This window comes from Dellaglioa sp. CoH-55-MRSF-8 (assembly GCF_056782195.1).
Window position 1 is genome coordinate 1 of sequence record NZ_JBXAYH010000023.1, and the last position, 880, is coordinate 880.

The 880-nt window shown below is 54.6% G+C and carries 2 protein-coding genes; both read right to left on the reverse strand.

Annotated elements, in window-relative coordinates:
* Positions 1-402 precede the first annotated feature (402 nt).
* On the reverse strand, positions 403-675 hold the full coding sequence (locus AC1RPW_RS07645; RefSeq protein ID WP_289875893.1) for a hypothetical protein: 273 nt from the start codon (positions 673-675) through the stop codon (positions 403-405).
* Positions 675-880: hypothetical protein (locus AC1RPW_RS07650; RefSeq protein WP_481769388.1), on the reverse strand; the 206-nt coding region annotated here is incomplete at its 5' end. The genes AC1RPW_RS07645 and AC1RPW_RS07650, both read right to left, overlap by 1 nt.

Below are 880 nucleotides of genomic sequence, written 5' to 3' on the forward strand. Positions count from 1 at the left end.
CGCCATAAACAGCTGGATCAAACACACGGTGCCCGACTGGCTTTTCTGACACATGCTGCCCGCCGTCCTTCAGCTTTCGGCTCGTGTCTTCTAGTTCTTGCGTCTTGGATCGGGCTTCTGTTTCTGCCTCATCCATTGCCGAGTGGAACGCAGATGCCGCTCCTGTGATGTCAACTGCGCGCTGCGCAATCTCGGCGCGTACTTCCTCGGTGTTGATCGCGCCATCGAATTCGGCTAGCGCTGCTTGAAGCTCGCCCCGTGCCTTTTCGAATACGTGCATGCGCACCACCAGACCGAGTGCAATGCGCAGTCCATTCATGTACTCGTCTGGTGCGTTTTCAATCACAGCCAGAAGATTGACGCGCACGCGATTCAACGTTTCAAGATCAAGATNATGATCCATCACTTCTTCTCCTTTTTAGGCTCATCAGCAACTGCCTCGAACTCTTGCTCACCGGCCTCGATTCGAGTAGCCAGCAATTCGAGGTGAGCCGCGAGCTTGCGCAGCGCCTTAGGACTCGACGGCAGGCTAATCCCCTGATATCCGTTCTTCCACACATCAGGTTCCTTAGCCGTCGTGTATTGCTGACGAACGGATACCAGTCTCTGATCCTTGTAATCAATGGCGTTGATGTATATAGCCTTGTTATCTCGGACCTTGAAGCGCTTACCCATCAGTGAACCACCGTGCCTGGTTTAAGCGCGTCCTGCATCTCGACCATACCGCCGCTCGTCAGCACGCTCTGACCTTCGAGAATGCCACCCGTATTCAGTGTGATAGGATCGATGAACGGCCATTTCGGCTCGATCACGGGAAACGTAATCGCACCGTATGGCTGACCCGGATCGATAGGACGACGTGATGCAGGCGGCACAGGAA